Annotated in this window: 1 tRNA gene and 2 rRNA genes; all 3 read right to left on the bottom strand. The window is 50.3% G+C overall.

Annotated elements, in window-relative coordinates:
- A 23S ribosomal RNA gene (locus tag O3621_RS11465) occupies positions 1-323 on the bottom strand; the annotation flags it as partial.
- Between the two features lie 127 nt (positions 324-450).
- A tRNA-Ala gene (locus O3621_RS11460) sits at positions 451-523 on the bottom strand.
- 64 nt (positions 524-587) lie between these two features.
- Positions 588-971: ribosomal RNA gene (locus O3621_RS11455) — 16S ribosomal RNA — on the bottom strand; the annotation flags it as partial.

The raw sequence follows: 971 nt of genomic DNA, 5'->3' as shown, positions 1-971 counted from the left end.
ATAAATTCTGAGTCCACATTGCAGTCCTACAACCCCGAAGAGTAAACTCTTCGGTTTGCCCTCCTGCCTCTTCGCTCGCCGCTACTAAGGCAATCGCTTTTGCTTTCTCTTCCTGCAGCTACTTAGATGTTTCAGTTCACTGCGTCTTCCTCCTCATTCCCTTAACAGAAATGGGTAACAGGCATCAACCTGTTGGGTTCCCCCATTCGGACATCCCCGGATCGAAGCTTACTTACAGCTCCCCGAGGCATTTCGTCGTTTGTCACGTCCTTCTTCGGCTCCTAGTGCCAAGGCATCCACCGTGCGCCCTTACTAACTTAACCTTATTTTTGACCTTTCAGTCTTAAACTCATTAATATTCACAGCGTTTTCGGTTTATTTTCTTGTTACTATTTGATATCGGTATTCAATTTTCAATGGACAAGTTCTTTATCTAGTCAAACTAGATAATGGAGCCTAGCGGGATCGAACCGCTGACCTCCTGCGTGCAAAGCAGGCGCTCTCCCAGCTGAGCTAAGGCCCCACATAGCCCTCTCAAAACTAAACAAGACTCAAGTGCATTCCGTGTGTCCTTACGGACTCCTTAGAAAGGAGGTGATCCAGCCGCACCTTCCGATACGGCTACCTTGTTACGACTTCACCCCAATCATCTATCCCACCTTAGGCGGCTGGCTCCTTACGGTTACCTCACCGACTTCGGGTGTTACAAACTCTCGTGGTGTGACGGGCGGTGTGTACAAGGCCCGGGAACGTATTCACCGCGGCGTGCTGATCCGCGATTACTAGCGATTCCGACTTCATGTAGGCGAGTTGCAGCCTACAATCCGAACTGAGACTGGCTTTCAGAGATTAGCTTGCCGTCACCGGCTTGCGACTCGTTGTACCAGCCATTGTAGCACGTGTGTAGCCCAGGTCATAAGGGGCATGATGATTTGACGTCATCCCCACCTTCCTCCGGTTTATTACCGGCA

It is taken from the genome of Streptococcus sp. 20925_1_22 (genome assembly GCF_041431685.1).
GTDB lineage: Bacteria > Bacillota > Bacilli > Lactobacillales > Streptococcaceae > Streptococcus.
Note: the sequence above shows the minus strand (reverse complement) of the source record. Positions and strands in the feature narration are given on the sequence as shown.